The 16,680-nt window shown below is 49.9% G+C and carries 11 protein-coding genes; 6 read left to right on the forward strand and 5 right to left on the reverse strand.

Annotated features, from left to right (window positions below; translation table 11 throughout):
- Positions 1 to 93: 93 nt before the first annotated feature.
- Both dapD and dapC read right to left on the reverse strand, forming a co-directional pair.
- Positions 94 to 921 carry a 2,3,4,5-tetrahydropyridine-2,6-dicarboxylate N-succinyltransferase gene (gene dapD, locus H8K29_RS09435; RefSeq protein WP_186885359.1) on the reverse strand — a complete coding sequence of 276 codons (828 nt, stop codon included), beginning with the start codon at positions 919 to 921 and terminating at the stop codon, positions 94 to 96.
- A 79-nt stretch (positions 922 to 1,000) separates the two neighbouring features.
- On the reverse strand, positions 1,001 to 2,227 hold the full coding sequence (dapC, locus tag H8K29_RS09440) for a succinyldiaminopimelate transaminase (RefSeq protein ID WP_186897375.1): 1,227 nt from the start codon (positions 2,225 to 2,227) through the stop codon (positions 1,001 to 1,003).
- Positions 2,228 to 2,621: 394 nt separating this feature from the next.
- Between dapC and smc the strand changes: the two genes are divergently transcribed.
- From smc to def, 5 genes are all read left to right on the forward strand, one after another.
- Positions 2,622 to 6,146 (forward strand): chromosome segregation protein SMC, encoded by a 3,525-nt coding sequence (smc, locus tag H8K29_RS09445; protein WP_186897376.1) that lies wholly within the window; start codon positions 2,622 to 2,624, stop codon positions 6,144 to 6,146.
- Complete coding sequence (locus H8K29_RS09450; RefSeq protein WP_186897377.1) at positions 6,143 to 7,237, forward strand: cell division protein ZipA C-terminal FtsZ-binding domain-containing protein; 1,095 nt, start codon at positions 6,143 to 6,145, stop codon at positions 7,235 to 7,237. The genes smc and H8K29_RS09450 overlap by 4 nt, the downstream gene beginning before the upstream one ends.
- Before the next feature lie 17 nt (positions 7,238 to 7,254).
- Positions 7,255 to 9,633 carry an NAD-dependent DNA ligase LigA gene (ligA, locus tag H8K29_RS09455; RefSeq protein WP_186897378.1) on the forward strand — a complete coding sequence of 793 codons (2,379 nt, stop codon included), beginning with the start codon at positions 7,255 to 7,257 and terminating at the stop codon, positions 9,631 to 9,633.
- 1 nt (position 9,634) lies between these two features.
- Positions 9,635 to 10,510, forward strand: a complete 876-nt coding sequence (gene galU / locus H8K29_RS09460) for a UTP--glucose-1-phosphate uridylyltransferase GalU (protein WP_186897379.1) — start codon at positions 9,635 to 9,637, stop codon at positions 10,508 to 10,510.
- Between the two features lie 118 nt (positions 10,511 to 10,628).
- Entirely contained in the window at positions 10,629 to 11,162 is a 534-nt protein-coding gene (def, locus tag H8K29_RS09465) for a peptide deformylase (protein ID WP_186897380.1), read from the forward strand.
- A 143-nt stretch (positions 11,163 to 11,305) separates the two neighbouring features.
- Here the strand turns inward: def and H8K29_RS09470 are convergent, their stop codons facing one another.
- From H8K29_RS09470 to map, 3 genes are read right to left on the reverse strand one after another with little or no spacing between them, the layout of a single operon-like run.
- Positions 11,306 to 12,052, reverse strand: coding sequence for a pseudouridine synthase (locus H8K29_RS09470; protein ID WP_186885352.1), 747 nt, complete (start codon positions 12,050 to 12,052; stop codon positions 11,306 to 11,308).
- A 60-nt stretch (positions 12,053 to 12,112) separates the two neighbouring features.
- Positions 12,113 to 14,665, reverse strand: a complete 2,553-nt coding sequence (locus H8K29_RS09475; protein ID WP_186897381.1) for a [protein-PII] uridylyltransferase — start codon at positions 14,663 to 14,665, stop codon at positions 12,113 to 12,115.
- Between the two features lie 22 nt (positions 14,666 to 14,687).
- Positions 14,688 to 15,497: a type I methionyl aminopeptidase gene (gene map, locus H8K29_RS09480; protein ID WP_186885350.1), complete on the reverse strand. Its 810-nt coding sequence runs from the start codon at positions 15,495 to 15,497 to the stop codon at positions 14,688 to 14,690.
- A gap of 320 nt (positions 15,498 to 15,817) precedes the next feature.
- On the opposite strand from map, the gene rpsB reads away from it, so the two are divergent.
- Positions 15,818 to 16,564, forward strand: coding sequence for a 30S ribosomal protein S2 (gene rpsB / locus H8K29_RS09485; protein ID WP_186885349.1), 747 nt, complete (start codon positions 15,818 to 15,820; stop codon positions 16,562 to 16,564).
- The last annotated feature ends 116 nt before the right edge of the window (positions 16,565 to 16,680 follow it).

Consider the following 16,680-nt stretch of genomic DNA (forward strand, 5'->3'; position numbering starts at 1 on the left):
TAAATTAGCCGGACCACCATCGTGACCCGGCTAATTTCTTCTTTCAATAAATGGTAAGACTCAAACCTGTTTATTAGTCAGTCCATCAACGAATTAAGCGCCGCGCAATAATTCATTGATGCTGGTTTTGGAGCGTGTTTGTGCATCAACGCGTTTAACGATCACCGCGCAATACAGACTGTATTTGCCATCCGCCGACGGCAGGCTGCCGGAAACAACAACAGAACCGGAAGGAATGCGGCCATAGCTGACTTCGCCAGTGGCGCGATCGTAAATCTTGGTTGACTGGCCGATATACACACCCATAGAGATCACGGAATTTTCTTCGACGATCACGCCTTCGACGATTTCAGAGCGGGCACCGATGAAGCAGTTATCTTCGATGATAGTAGGATTTGCCTGCATAGGCTCCAGTACGCCACCAATACCGACACCGCCGGATAAGTGTACGTTTTTACCGATCTGCGCGCAGGAACCAACGGTCGCCCAGGTATCCACCATCGCACCTTCATCCACATACGCACCGATATTCACATACGAAGGCATCAGTACCACGTTTTTAGCAATGAAACTGCCACGACGTGCAACTGCTGGCGGTACGACGCGGAAGCCGCCTTTAGCGAAATCTTCGGCTGTGTAATTCGCAAACTTGGTCGGTACTTTATCGAAGAACTGCATGTGATCGCCGGACGGCATGCAGATATTGTCTTCCAGTCGGAACGACAGTAATACCGCTTTTTTTACCCATTGATTGACATGCCATTGACCATCGATTTTTTGCGCAACGCGCAGGCTGCCGGCATCCAGTTCGCTCAGTACGTGCGCAACAGCTTCGCGGATTTCTGCAGGCGCAGATTTCGGTGAAAAGTCAGCGCGGTTTTCCCATGCCTGATCGATGATTTGCTGTAATTGTTGTGTCATGGTGATCTTCTTTTAAAGAAATGAATTAATGTAAAAGTATTTTTAAATGTGCCTGAGTGTGTGTCTGCTGTATTTAGTATTATTCGTTACTCAGTTCTTTGCAAAACGCGACGATGCGCTGCGCTGCTTCCAGGCATTCGCCGACTTCGGCGACCAGCGCCATGCGTATGCGGTTTTCTCCTGGATTGATGCCATGCGCTTCGCGGGCGAGATAACTGCCGGGTAAGACCGTCACATTATATTGTTGGTATAAGCGTCGTGCGAATTCGGTGTCGCTGATACCTTTCAGGTGATCAACTTTGGCCCACAAATAAAAGGCGGCATCGGGCAACTGCACATCCAGCACTTCTTGCAACAGCGGTGTGATCTGGGCAAACTTTTTGACGTACTTGGCGCGGTTTTCTTCCACATGGGTTTCATCATTCCATGCTTCCACCGATGCGGCCTGTATCATCGGGCTCATTGCACTGCCGTGATAGGTGCGATACAGCAGGAATTTTTTAATAATTTCCGCATCGCCAGCAACAAAACCGGAGCGCATACCTGGCACGTTAGAGCGTTTCGATAAACTCGACAGAGTGATCAGTCGTTGGTAATCAGGGCGTCCCAATAGCTGCGCCGCCTGCAAGCTACCTAAAGGTGCTTCTTCCTTAAAATAAATCTCGGAATAACACTCGTCAGCCGCAATCACAAAACCATAGCGATCTGATAGCTCAAATAATTCTTTCCAGTCGTCCAGATTCAGCACGGCACCCGTAGGATTGCCCGGGGAACAGATAAACAATAACTGCACACGTTTCCAGATGTCTTCCGGAATGCTTTTGTAATCTGGGGCAAAATTGCGTTGCGGATCCGCATTCGCAAAATACGGCTCCGCGCCGGACAAATAGGCTGCACCTTCATAAATCTGATAAAAAGGATTCGGACACAATACCAGCGGCAGCCCGTCCTGACATTCTTCAGTATTGATGGCCGTTTGCGTCAGCGAAAACAAGGCTTCACGTGAGCCGTTCACCGGCAAAATCTGTGTTGCCGGATTGAGCGCCGGAATCGCGTAGCGGCGCGCCGCCCATTCTGAAATCGACTTACGCAACGCATCAGAACCAGTCGTTGCCGGATAACTTGCCAGCCCGGCCATATTGGCGATCAGTGCCTGTTTAATGAATTCAGGCGTAGGGTGTTTCGGTTCACCTATACCAAGGCTGATGGGCGTGTAAGTGGGATTGGGTGTGACATCAGCAAACAGACGTTTGAGTTTCTCAAAAGGATACGGTTGTAACTTGGCGAGGTGAGGATGAAAGTGCATTTTTAGATTCGTTATCAATACGGGAAAGTCTCAGGTCGCTGTCTTAGTGAAGCAATATTTTGAGGCAATATTTGCTTTCACCGGATTTATTGCGCAATATCATGACCGGCATACGTTTGCCTGATACTGAATTGACAGAATTTCGTATTATAGCCTTTGCCAGATTCTTCAGAGGCAGGCTTTGAGGATATTTCATCACGCTAATTTGTAAGAATTCTCACAAAATAAAGTTAAAGTTAGCGATTTCTTAAACTTCAGGCATGAAAATTCGGCAGATCAAATGGTATGATGCTGGGCTGATAGTCAGGTACTGGCAAGGCTTGGTGGTGGTGCCTTGCAAGGCATCTGAGAGCAGTGACGGGTTTGTCTGCAAACGATAATAATATTTCATTAAGTGCGATTAACTTCTATTAAATTGTCGGGATTCAAATCTTTCGTTGAACCCACTCATTTTCAGGTGCCAGGTCAGTTGGTCGGTGTTGTCGGGCCAAACGGCTGCGGCAAATCGAACATCATCGACGCGGTGCGCTGGGTGCTGGGCGAATCAAAAGCATCAGAGTTGCGTGGCGAATCCATGCAGGACGTCATTTTTAACGGATCCACCCACAGAAAGCCTGCTGGTCGTGCCTCAGTCGAATTGGTGTTTGATAACAGTCTGGGCAAAGCGGCGGGGCAATGGAGTCAGTATGGTGAAATCGCCGTTAAGCGCACACTGACCCGGGACGGCACTTCCACTTATTACATCAATGGTCAGCCGGTTCGCCGCCGCGATATTCAGGATATTTTCCTCGGTACCGGCCTCGGGCCGCGCGCCTACGCGATCATCGGTCAGGGCATGATTTCGCGGATCATCGAAGCGCGCCCTGAAGAATTACGTATTTTCCTCGAAGAAGCCGCCGGTGTTTCCCGCTACAAAGAGCGTCGCCGCGAAACCGAGAACCGCATTCACGACACGCATGAAAATCTGGTGCGCGTCGAAGACATTTTGCGTGAGTTGAACAACAATCTGGAAAAACTGGAAGCGCAGGCAGTGATTGCGAATAAGTTTCACGAGCTGCAATCCGATCAGGAAGAAAAGCAAAAATTATTATGGCTGCTGCGTAAGAATGAAGCCGCCAATGAACAAAAGAAATATTTTGCTGAAATAGAAAAAACTCAGCTCGATCTGGAAGAACAAACAGCTAAGTTGCGTCACGTAGAGCTCGAACTCGAGCAAATGCGTCAGGCACATTACGCGGTCGGCGATCACATGCATCAGGCACAGGGGCATCTGTATCAGACGAATGCTGAAATCGGCAGCCTTGAGGCGCAAATCAAGTTTGTGATCGAATCGCGTAGTCGTCTGCAATCGCAGCTGCATTCACTGACTGCCCAGCGTGATCAGTGGCAACGTCAGAGTCATCAACTGCAAGACGAGCTTTCAGAAGCCGAAATTCAAGTGGAAGAACTGGCGATGCGCGCAGAGCTGGCATCGGAAACGGCGCAATCTCAACAGGATACTTTGCCTGCGATGGAGCAGGTGTGGCGTGAGTCGCAACTGAAAACGACCGAATCCCGTGCCCGGATTATGCAGATGCAGCAGCAGATTGAACTCGAATCCGCGCATCAGCGTAATGCTTCGAATATTCTGAACACGCTGGCGTCGCGTAAAGAGCGCCTGATGCAGGAAAAACAGGGGCTGGCGATGCCAGACTCCAGTCATCTGGATAATTTGTCTTTCCAGCTTGAAGAAAAAAAACAAATGCTGGAAGAGTTGAGTATGCAACTCGAAGAAGCACAGGAACGTTTGCCTGTGCTCGAAGACGAACGCAAACAGGCGCAGCAGCAGGTGAATCAGGATGCCGCTGAATTAGCGCAACTTGAAGCACGCCTGCTGGCATTAAAGCAGTTGCAGGAAAAAGTGCAAACACAAGGGAAAGTTCAGCCCTGGCTGGAAAAACACGAACTTGGACGCTTGCCTAAGCTATGGCAAAAGCTGCATATTGAAGCTGGCTGGGAAACGGCGCTGGAATCTGTCTTGCGTGAGCGTACCGCCTCGCTGGAGATGTCCAATCTTGATTGGGCAAAAGCATTTTTTAATGATGCGCCGCCAGCAAAGCTGGCAGTGTACAGTCCGCAGATCTTGGCAGATCAGCCGTCGGCGGTGTCTGGTTTAAAACCTTTCATCAGCCTGTTGCAGTTGAACGATGCCGGTATCCGCAGTCTGATGCAGGACTGGTTACATCAGGTTTACATCGCTGAAGATGTCGCGTCTGCCTTTATTGATCGCGTGAAGTTGCCGCCGGGCGCGTCCTTTATTACTAAGCAAGGCCATGTGATTTCCCGCTCCAGTGTGCGTTTTTATGCCTCGGATTCCGAGCAGGATGGCGTGCTCGGGCGTCAGCAGGAAATCGACAATATCAGTAAGCAATGCCGTGCCAGACAATTGCTCGCAGATGAAGCGAAAGCGCGCTCGGTTCGTGCTGAATCTGTGTATAGCCAGGCGACGCAGCAGTTGCAGGAATTACGTCAGCGCGTTGGCACACTGACGCAAACAACGCACAGTCTGCAAATTGAATACATGAAACTGGCTGAAGTGCAGGAGCGTTTTAATCAGCGCAGCACACAGATCAGCACTGATCTGGCCGAAATCGCCGCGCAGGAAAGCGAACAACAACAGGCCAGAGCCGAATCCGAGCAAAAATTTGAAATGCTCGATATGGAACTGGCCGAGTTGCAGGAGTCGCATGAAGAAGGGCAGACGGCGTATCTGGAAAAAGAACAGCAGTTGAATCAGGCGCGCCAGCGTTTGCGTGATCTTGAACTGGCGGCGCAGGAAGCTGCTTTCGCTGAAAAATCGCACCGCAGTAAAATGGAAGAAATGCGTCGCAATATTGCGACAGCGCTGGAGCAATCTGCGCAATTATTTGCCAGCATGCAGCAAGGTCAGCTGGAGCTGGAATCGATGGACGACCAGACCGCGCAGGCGGGTTTGCAGGATTTGCTGGATCGTCGCAGCGATCAGGAACGTGCTCTGGCGGATGCTCGGCATGAGCTGGATCAGCTGACGCAGCAATTACGCCAGTATGAAGACAATAAAGCGCAGACAGAACGCGGCTTGCAGCCACAACGCGACCGCATCGTCGAATTGCAATTGAAAGAGCAGGCAGCGCGCCTCGCGCAAGAACAATACGACGAACAATTGCGCAATTTTGAAGTCGATGAAGCCGCATTGTCAGAGAAACTGCATGCAGATCTGAAACCTTCTTATTTGCAAGGTGAGGTGACGCGTCTGAATAATGCGATTGCCGCGTTGGGCGCAGTGAATATGGCGGCACTCGATGAACTGGTGCAGGCGAAAGAGCGTAAAACTTTCCTCGATGCACAGCACGCCGATCTGACCGAGGCAATCACCACTTTGCAAGATGCAATCCAAAAGATTGATATTGAAACGCGTGAATTGCTGCAAGATACCTTTGATAAGGTCAATCATCACTTTGCTGAGCTGTTCCCGATTTTATTCGGTGGTGGTCAGGCGAAACTGATCATGACCGGCGACGAAATTCTGGATTCTGGCGTGCAGGTGATGGCACAGCCTCCGGGCAAAAAGAATGCGACGATACATCTGCTGTCCGGCGGCGAAAAAGCCTTGACCGCGACGGCGCTGGTATTTTCTATGTTTCAGCTCAATCCTGCACCATTCTGTCTGCTGGATGAGGTGGATGCGCCTTTAGATGATTCAAACACTGAGCGTTTCTGTAATATGGTGAAACGCATGTCGTCCAATACCCAGTTTTTATTTATCTCCCACAATAAGATTGCAATGGAAATGGCACAGCAACTGATTGGTGTCACTATGCAGGAACAGGGGGTTTCCCGAATTGTGGCGGTGGATATGGAATCCGCCGTCAATTTTGCTACTGAGGCTCAAGCAGCATGACAGATCTACAATTAAGTTTATTAGCTATCAGCGGTACTTTGGTCGTTGGTGTGGTCGCCTTTAATAAATGGCAGGAATACAAAGCCAAGAAAACCGTCGAAAATGCGTTCGATGACGGGCAGGATGACGTACTGCTCAATCCTGATCTGCCCGCAGACGTCACGCAAAGACATGAACCTGTTTTTGCTGATGAAAACATCCCTGTTACTCGCCCGGCAGAACCGGTATTGACAGACAGTGTTGAGTCGGAACTGGCTGCAGAAGTCAATGAGGATGCGAAAACAGTTTCTGCCGAAAAAGAATTGCCGGTTGATGAACTGATAGATTGCGTGATTCCGCTTGAATTTGATACGCCTGTCCGTGGCGAAAAAATTCTGGCAGAAATTGCAGACCTTAAGTATGTCGGTAAAAAGCCAGTGCATTTCATTGGTCAGACCCATAGCGGCGAGCGCGACGTAATCGCCATCGGCGGTGCGTACACTACCTTGTTCGCAGGCATACAGATGGTCAGTCGTAGCGGCGCGTTAAACGAACTGGAGTATTCAGAGTTCGTCATGAAATTACGTGCGATTGCCGATAACCTGAATGCCCACCCTGATATTCCAGACATGAACTCCGTGATTTCTCACGCGCGAGAATTACATCAGTTCGTAGCTGAACACGATGCGCAATTGAGTGTTAATGTGGCTGCCACCGGCGCTGCTTGGGCGCTCAATACGTTGATCGCCGCTTTGGAAAAAATGGGATTTGATCAGCGTCCGGACGGGCGCCTGATGATGCCGGACGGTGATGGCGGCAGTTTGTTTACCTTATCCACCAATGTCGGCGTCAGCGAAGCCTTAACATCGCGCCTGACCTTGTTGCTGGATGTGCCTTGCGTTGCGCCGTCTCGCGATGGTTTTGGTGCGATGGCAGCGTGCGCTCGTTCATTGGCGACCCGCCTTGGCGGCACGGTCGTGGATGATGGCAATCAGCCGATTTCAAAAGCAGCCCTGGATGAAATCGCAGGACAAGTCAATGAATTTTATGCGGCGATGGCAGAGGCGCAGATTCCTGCCGGTTCAGTACGCGCGCAACGTTTATTCAGTTAAGCTGGCAGTTCTGTTTCATGCAAAATGATTTATTTGGAGCGCCAATTGAACCATCCTTCGCGACGGTAGTTGAGCGATCTGCTTACTTGCGTCGTGAAATTGAGCGCCACAGTCATGCCTATTATGTGCAGGATCAGCCGACTATTCCTGACAGCGAATACGATAAATTATTCGCTGAACTGCAAAAAATCGAAACGGATTTCCCTGACTTAAGAACAGTCGACTCACCGACCTTGCGTGTCGGTGGGCAGGCCTTACCTGAATTCGGCCAGGTGCAGCACGCAGTCCCTATGCTGTCGCTGAACAATGGCTTTGAAGATGAAGACGTGCTTGGGTTTGATAAGCGCGTTCGCGAAGGATTAAACGCCAGTAACGAGATTGAGTATGCGATCGATCTGAAGTTTGATGGTCTCGCTATTAATCTGCGCTACGTTGATGGCGTGTTCACGCAGGCTGCAACGCGTGGCGATGGTTTTACCGGCGAAGATGTGACGGAAAATATCCGCACCATACGCAGCATACCGCTACGGCTGAATACGCCGCACCCGCCAGCATTGCTGGATGTACGTGGTGAAGTTCTGATGTTTAAACGCGATTTTGAAAAATTGAATCAGCGCCAGCGTGATGCTGGGGCTAAGGAATTTGCCAATCCACGCAATGCGGCCGCTGGCAGTTTGCGGCAACTTGATTCCAAAATCACTGCGCAGCGTAATTTACGTTTTTTTGCTTACGGCATTGGTGCGCTTGACGGTGCTGAGTTACCTGCTTCGCATCGCGCGCTGCTGGCGTGGTACCGCGATCTTGGTATTCCTGTCTGTGATGAAAATGCGCTGGTCAGTGGCGCTTCTGGCTTACTCGATTTTTATCGTGCGATACAACAGAAGCGTCCTGCGCTCGCCTATGAAATTGACGGCGTCGTTTATAAAGTCAACGATTTTGCCCAGCAGACGGAATTGGGTTTTGTGTCACGCGCGCCGCGCTTTGCGCTGGCGCATAAGTTTCCAGCCGAAGAAGCGATGACCGTGGTGCAGGGAATAGATATTCAGGTCGGACGTACTGGCGCATTGACGCCAGTCGCAAGGCTGGCACCGGTATTCGTCGGCGGTGTCACAATCACCAACGCCACCTTACACAATGAAGATGAGGTCAGGCGCAAGGATGTGCGGTGCGGTGACACTGTGATCGTACGACGTGCCGGCGACGTGATTCCGGAAGTGGTTGCTGTCGTGTTGGAGCGTCGCCCTGAGCCTGCGCCTGCCGCATTTGAAATGACAAAATCTTGTCCCGTATGCGGTTCCCATGTGGTCAGGGAAGAGGGGGAAGCAATCGCACGTTGCTCTGGTGGTTTGTTTTGTTCGGCGCAACGTAAAGAGGCTATTCGTCACTTCGCTGGTCGCAGGATGATGGATGTTGAAGGTCTGGGTGAGCGTTATATCGAGAATCTGGTTGAACTCGGCTATGTGCATGGCATTGCCGATTTGTACAAGCTGACGTTGGATAATCTGCTGGAAATGAAACAACGGGCAGATGAACGCGACGGCATCACGCCTGAAACTGTTCAGCAAGGGAAAATCGCCACAAAATGGGCGGAAAACTTACTTGCCGCGATTGCGGCCAGCAAGCAACCTTCTTTAGATCGCTTGTTGTTTGCACTTGGCATCCGGCATGTCGGCGAATCGACGGCGAAAACGCTGGCCGACTGGTTGGGGCAACTTGCTTTGATACGTCATGCGCCATCGGCCTTATTGCGTGTCTTACCAGATATCGGCGCGACGGTTGCTGATGCGATCGCTGATTTTTTTGCGGAACCTAAAAATCAGCAGGCGCTGGACGCTCTTTTGCAGGCGGATGTTGTACCAAAAGACGAACATGCGCCCAGTGCGAAATTGCGTGAGCGCCTCGAATTTGCAATGTTGCTGGCAGCGTTGGATATCCCGAAACTGACGGCAACCCGATGCAAACAATTGCAAGATCGCGGCATGTCGATGGAGAATCTGGCAGCATTGGGGGATGACGGTTTTACTGATCTTGGTTTGCCGTCGGATGTGCATGCGGCGCTGATGCAATGGCTGGCACTTCCCGGAAACCGGCAGCGTTTGCTGGAACTGGAAAAAATAGCGCAGGAATTGCTGCAGCAGTTGCCGCAGGCTGCAGAAGATGAGGGCGTATTTGCCGGAAAAACATTTGTCCTCACTGGAACCTTACCGACATTAACGCGCGATCAGGCGAGCGCCATGATTGAAGTGGCAGGTGGCAAGGTGGCGGGATCAGTGTCGAAAAAGACCAGCTATGTTGTAGCTGGTGAAGAGGCAGGCAGTAAGTTAGTGAAGGCAAGAGAATTAGGTGTCGCTGTTTTGACAGAAGCAGATTTACTTCAATTATGTTCCAGGAGCTGAAATGAGAAAAATTAAAAAAGCCGTTTTTCCTGTTGCCGGTTTGGGCAGCCGTTTTTTACCGGCGACTAAAGCGCAACCAAAGGAAATGCTGCCTATCGTCGATAAGCCGCTGATCCAGTATGCGGTCGAAGAAGCGGTGGAGGCGGGAATTACAGAAATGGTGTTCATCACCGGCCGGAACAAGCGCGCGATTGAAGATCATTTTGATAAAGCCTACGAACTCGAGAGCGAGCTTGAGGCCGCAGGCAAGGAAGCGTTGCTTGATCTCGTGCGCAATGTGATTCCGAAAAGCGTCAATTGTATTTATATCCGGCAACCTGCCGCGCTTGGACTTGGTCACGCGGTGCTGTGTGCCCGCCCGGTGATAGGTGATGATCCTTTTGCTGTTCTGCTGGCCGATGATCTGATGGACGCCGATGTTGGTCAGCCATCAGTCATGGCGCAGATGACGAAGCAATATGAGGCCGAAGGTGGCAGTATTATTGCAGTACAGGATGTACCACGCGAATTCACCCGTCAGTACGGTATCGTCAGCGGTACGCCATACAAAGACAGACTCGAGCGCATGCAGGGAATTATTGAGAAACCGATGCCGGATGTCGCACCTTCCACCCTGGCAGTGGTTGGACGCTATATTCTGTCCGGACGTATTTTCTCTTACCTCGAAAATCTGGGTAAAGGATCTGGCGGTGAGATTCAACTGACCGATGGTATCGCGGCGATGCTGAAAGATTACCCTGTCTATGCATTTCGCCCGGCAGCGACCCGGTATGACTGCGGTTCTAAACTGGGTTACCTCAAAGCCAGCGTTGCACTTGGTTTGAAACACAAAGAAACCAGCGCAGAATTTACTGAATTCTTAAAATCGATCAAGTAATCAGCCACATAATTGCAGCGTGACCAGATCATTGCGATCTGGTCTTTTTTTTGCGTCTTTTTTAAATTGATGTATCTTGGCTGTCGCGATAGCTATCAATCTGAAGTGAGGAAAAAATATGATCCATCCGATTTTGAAAATGGGCGATCCGCGTTTGTTGCGCGTCGCAGAGCCAGTCACTGAATTCGATACGCCGGAACTACATCAGTTGATCAGTGAAATGTTTGAGACCATGGCTGCGGCCAATGGTGCGGGTTTGGCTGCACCACAAATCGGCGTAAATCTGCAATTGCTTATTTTTGGCTTTAAATCGAATCCGCGCTATCCCGATGCACCCGTTGTGCCGGAAACAGTCTTGCTCAATCCCGTGCTGACGCCACTCAGTGATGAAACCGACGAGGCCTGGGAAGGTTGCTTGTCGGTACCCGGAATGCGCGGGCTGGTGCCGCGTTGGTCGTCTTTGCGATATGAAGGTGTCGATCAGTTCGGCAAGCCTATCTGTCGTGACGTCGATGGTTTTCATGCGCGCGTCGTGCAGCATGAATGCGATCATCTGAACGGCATTTTGTATCCGATGCGCATCCGCGATATGACGCAATTCGGTTTTACCGAAGTATTATTTCCGGAACTGGACCCCGCAGACGACGACTAATCCTGGATTTGGCTTTGGAGGGGCTAAATATACTCCCCCGGAGTATTATTTGCAGCCCTTATTATTCAAGGACATGAGGTGTAAAAAGACAAAAATAGGGGGGAGTATCTGATTCAGTGATATCAGATCGTGTTTTTTAACGATCAAAATTGTTCGTCTTCACGCAGATAACGCCATTGCCCTTCGGGTAAATTACCCAGTCTGACTTTGCCGATACGCACTCGTTTTAAACCCAGGACGCGCAAGCCCACCATGTCGCACATACGGCGAATCTGACGTTTTTTCCCTTCACGCAAAATGAAGTGCAACTGATCTTCATTTTGCCAACTGACTTTGGCAGGCAGCAATTTTTTACCATCGAGCATCAGGCCGTGATTCAGTCGGCGCAGATCTGCATCGGGCAATCTGCCCGGTTTGGAATAAGCAACCCGCACCAGATATTCTTTTTCGACGACTGTATTTTCACCAATCAATTGTTTGGCAATTCTGCCATCCTGTGTCAGCACTAATAAGCCAACAGAATCAATATCAAGACGCCCGGCAGGTACCAGACTGCGCAACTGGGTAGGATGAAATGCCGTATCGACCTTGCATTCTGACCAGCGGTTTTCCGGTTTGATCAGCGCAATCGCTGGTGTGTAGCCATCTTCTGCCTGACCACTGACGTAGCCAACTGGCTTATTGATCAGAACGGTCACGCGCTTGGATTGCTCTGCCGCTGCTTGTCGTTCAACCGTTACTTTTTGATGTGGTAATACTTTACTGCCGAGTTCGGAGATGACCTGGCCATCGACGCGCACCCAGCCGCGGGCGATCCATTCATCCGCTTCGCGGCGGGAGCACAATCCGAGTTCGGACATGCGTTTTGAGAGTCTTACTAATTCTGTCATGGTGAAATATCAAGCGGTGAATCCGGACTAAGCAAGTCCGGATGAAAAAAGGATGCGAGTTTACACCCGTAATGCGTCCAACAGATCAGTTTCAAACTGAATCTGGGTACGAGCGCCTTGCAGCGCAGCGCCATCAACGATAAACACGTCTTCAACCCGTTCGCCCAGCGTCATGATTTTCGCGGTGTGCAGATTGATTTTGTATTTCGTCAGCACCTCGGCAATCGAATACAGTAAACCGTTTTTGTCATTCGCAGAGATCGACAATAAATAATACTGGCCTTTTTCATCTGGCCGTAAATCCACCGTCGGCACGATAGGGAAGTTGCGCGACATGCGCGAAAGTCGCCCGCGATTCGGCGGCGATAATGGCGTTTGCTGCGCCAGCGATTCACTCAGTTCGTGTTCGATCAGATTAATGATGTCGCGATACTGGTGTGCAAAGCTAGGCTCGCTGACCATAAAGGTGTCGAGTGCGTAACCGTTTTTACAGGTATGAATTTTGGCGTCGAGAATATCGAAATTTTTGCTGTCAAAATAATTGCAAATCCGCGCGAACAAATCCAGCTGATCTTTGACATAGACGGTGACCTGAAGGCCTTCGCCTATCGTTGATAAACGGCATTTCACTACTGGCGTGCTGCTATCAATTCTGTCGTACAGTACTCTGGTTTGCCATGCAATGTCAGATGCGTCATGGCGCAGGAAATAGCCGACATCCAGTTGTTGCCAGAGTTTTTCATGTGCGTCCGGCGGAATGCCGACCAGGCGTAAGGCTTTCAGTGCATCGTTCTGACGATTTTTTAATACGCTGTCTTTTGATGGCGCTTCGCCGCCAAGAACGCGTAAGGTCATGCGATACAGGTCTTCCAGCAGCTTTGCTTTCCAGCCGTTCCATACTTTCGGGCTGGTGCCACGGATATCAGATACGGTCAGCAAATACAGCGCGGTCAGATGGCGTTCGTCTTTTACTAATTTGGCGAAATTCAGCACGACATCCGGATCGGATAAATCCTGCTTTTGCGCAACTTGCGACATGGTCAGATGATTCTGCACAAGGAAAATCACCAGTTCCGTATTCGCGCGGTTCAGTCCGTGGTCGTAACAAAATTTCTTAGCGTCAGCCATTCCAAGCACGGAATGATCGCCGCCGCGACCTTTGGCGATATCATGGAACAGCGCTGCGATATATAGCACCCAGGGCTGATCGAAATTGGCGATCAACTGGCTGCAGAATGGATATTCATGGGCATGCTCGGGCATCGTGTAGCGGCGCAGATTGCGCACGACCATCAGGATATGCTGATCGACGGTGTAGGCATGAAACAGATCATGTTGCATCTGTCCGATAATCCGCCGAAAATTGGGCAGATAACGGCCGAGTATGCTCATCTGATTCATGCGCCGCAAAGCATGCGTGATGCCCTGTGGGGCCTGCAATATTTGTAAAAAGAGTGAGCGGTTGAAGATGTTGTGCCTGAATTCGGCATCAATCAGTAAGCGGGCATGCCATAACGCGCGCGTTGTTCGCGCTGTCATACCTTTTAGTTCACTATGGCGCGCCATTACGAGAAAAATTTCCAGTAACGCTGACGGATTGCTTTGGAACGTGTCGTCAGAGGCAATATCGATGAAGCCATTGACCTCATTGAAGCGCTCATTGATGGGACGAGGCACCGATGGCTGAGGAAACAAAACGGCTTCGATATTCTGCAGCAGTATCAGATTTAGCTGGGTGACTGCTTTGGCGGCCCAGTAATATCGCTGCATCAGATATTCGCTGGCACGTCGCGATTCCGTCGTTTTGAATCCGAATGATTCTGCAATCGGTGTCTGTATATCAAACACTAGCCGATCTTCACGGCGTCCCGCAGCGATGTGCAGGCGTGCGCGTATGTCTTTAAATGCGCGTTCATTACGTTTGAGTTGATGCGCTTCGGTGTCGGTAATCAAACCGCGCTGCGCCAGTTCGCGCCAGGAGTTGCCGAGATTGGCTGCCCTGGCAACCCAGAGAATGACTTGTAAGTCGCGCAGACCGCCAGGACTTTCCTTGCAATTCGGCTCCAGACTGTATGGCGTGTCTTCGTATTTGACATGCCGCTGCCGGAGTTCCAGCAGTTTTTCCTGAAAAAATTTTTGTGGGTTCATTGCCTCCGCGTAGCATTGTTGCAGCTTACGGAACAGGCTGCGACTGCCGCAGACCAGACGCGCCTCAAGCATGCTGGTCTGCACAGTAATATCTGCTGCCGATTCTTGCAGGCATTCTTCTACTGTACGTATGCTGTGTCCGATATCAAGCCCGATATCCCAGAACAACTGCACCAGACACTCAAGTTTGCTTTGCGTTTCCGGTGTCGGTGCTTTGTCCAGTAAGATCAGAACATCTACGTCAGAATAAGGAAAAAGCTCGCCGCGACCATAGCCACCGACGGCGACCAGTGAACATTCCTTGGGTATGTCGAAATGTTTCCAGATCTTTTCCAGCACATGATCCACACTGCGGCATAAACCCTTCAGTAACTGTTCAGCTTTGTGATTGTCATTAAACGCCATTATTGCTGACGCTTGTGCTGACTTGATTTCTTCTTTGAATGCAAGTGCTGGTGAAAGCATTATTCCGGGTCGCCTTGTACGTTTAAACGAGTTGAATGTAGTCAGGAATTGGTGGGTAGCCAGCCGACAACGTCAAGATTTCATAACCTGTTTCGGTGACGAGCACAGTATGTTCCCATTGCGCAGACAAGCTGCGATCTTTGGTGCGGATAGTCCAGCCATCACCCATGGCGCGAATCTCACGTCGACCGGCATTAATCATCGGTTCTACGGTAAAAATCATACCCGCTTCCAGTTTTTCCATGGTGCCGGGTTTGCCGTAATGCATGACCTGAGGCGCTTCGTGGAAAACTTTACCGATGCCATGTCCACAAAACTCACGGACCACGCTGTAACCGGCTTTTTCAGCATGCTGCTGAATCACATGCCCGATATCACCCAGATAAGCGCCAGGTTTGATTTTTGAAATGCCCAGCCACATGCATTCATAAGTGATCTGGTTCAGGCGCTTGCTTAAAATAGATGGCTCCCCCAGCAAAAACATACGACTGGTATCACCATGGTAGCCATCTTTAATGACGGTAATATCAAGGTTGACGGAATCGCCGCTTTTTAAGACTTTATCGCCAGGAATACCGTGACAGATCACGTCATTGACAGAAGTACAGATTGCTTTCGGGTAGGGCGTGTAACCAGGGGGGCAATAGTTCAGCGGGGCCGGAATCGTGCCTTGTACATTCACCATATATTCGTGACAAAGACGATCCAGTTCACCGGTTGTTACGCCGACCTGAACGAATGGGGTAATGTAATCAAGGACTTCTGATGCCAGTTTTCCGGCGATACGCATACCGGCGATATCTTCCGCGGTTTTAATTGAAATGGATTCCATATTGTTTCGTAGTAGAGCAGCGATATTGAATTGAATGAAAAAGAACGCATCGCTGCGTGAGAAAGTGCGATAAATAAGTGCTATCAGCAGGTAATCAATAATTATAGACGTGAAAAGTGCGCCTGTCGCAGCGAAGTCAACTTCATACTTGAGGAGAATCGCAATTTCATAGTAGAATAGATGGTTAGCTTGTAAATGAATGCAAATTTCTTATAGGTTAATTCATATTCTTATCAATCGAATCCGGTCGAAAAGGGTGTCTTTTCTGCTCAGGCAGAGAGATCACTGGCTGGATTCAAGACCTAACCCTGGAGTTTATTATGTCTGTAACAATGCGTGAAATGCTGGAAGCTGGCGTGCACTTTGGTCACCAAACACGTTTTTGGAATCCAAAAATGGCACCGTACATCTTCGGTCACCGCAACAAAATTCATATCGTTAACCTGGAAAAAACACTGGCTTTGTACCAGGAAGCGATGAAGCATATCCGTCAATTGTCTGCAAATCGCGGCACAATTCTGCTGGTTGGTACAAAACGCCAATCTCGCGAAATCATCGCAGCAGAAGCGCAACGTGCAGGTATGCCTTACGTTGATCAACGTTGGTTGGGCGGTATGCTGACTAACTTCAAAACAGTAAAAACATCGATCAAGCGCCTGAAAGAAATGGAAGCTGCTGTTGAAGATGGTTCCGTAGAGAAGTTGTCCAAAAAAGAAGCGCTGATGTTTGATCGTGAAATGATTAAACTGCAAAAATCTATCGGCGGTATCAAGGATATGGGCGGCGTTCCTGATGCAATTTTCGTGGTTGACGTTGGCTACCACAAAGGTGCAATTACTGAAGCAGCTAAACTCGGCATCCCTGTTATCGGTGTGGTCGATACTAACCACTCTCCTGAAGGTGTTGCTTACATCATTCCTGGTAATGATGACTCATCCAAGGCAATTGCTCTGTATGCCCGCGGTGTTGCTGATGCAATCCTGGAAGGCCGTGCAAACGCAGTGAATGAAGTTCTGGAAGCAGTAAAGCCAGGTTCTGACGAGTTTGTGGAAGTAGAACAAGCGTAATTTTTGTTCAGATAGAGAGTTTCGGGGCGATTTATAACCGAAACACGAAAAATGGGGCAACAGTCGTTCGCCCCTTTTTTTAAAACAAAATTTGATGATCAGTGCTGAATAGCACT

Origin of the sequence: Undibacterium sp. CY21W, assembly GCF_014284265.1 — a bacterium.
Lineage (GTDB): Bacteria > Pseudomonadota > Gammaproteobacteria > Burkholderiales > Burkholderiaceae_D > Undibacterium > Undibacterium aquatile.